A 242-nucleotide genomic window follows, 5' to 3' on the forward strand; every position below is an offset into this window, starting at 1 on the left:
CGTTACTGCCACAACAGTACCTTCGTAATCATGTAAGAAGCGCTCTAACCATGCAACCGACTCTGCATCCAAGTGGTTAGTTGGTTCATCAAGAATAAGCATGTCTGGTTTTTCGAGTAACAAACGACAAATAGCAACACGGCGGCGTTCACCACCTGAAAGGTGCTCAATTTTAGCATCCCACTCAGGTAAGCGAAGTGCATCGGCAGCGCGCTCTAGTACGTTATCGATATTATGGCCAT

1 protein-coding gene is annotated in these 242 nt (G+C 46.7%); it reads right to left on the minus strand.

The features are described 5' to 3' along the window. Positions 1 to 242, minus strand: a 242-nt coding sequence (locus R2R70_RS22650) for an ATP-binding cassette domain-containing protein (RefSeq protein ID WP_410979294.1), incomplete at both ends; no start/stop codon positions are given.

The organism is Cobetia sp. SIMBA_158, assembly GCF_046566945.1.
Taxonomy (GTDB): Bacteria; Pseudomonadota; Gammaproteobacteria; order Pseudomonadales; family Halomonadaceae; genus Cobetia; species Cobetia amphilecti.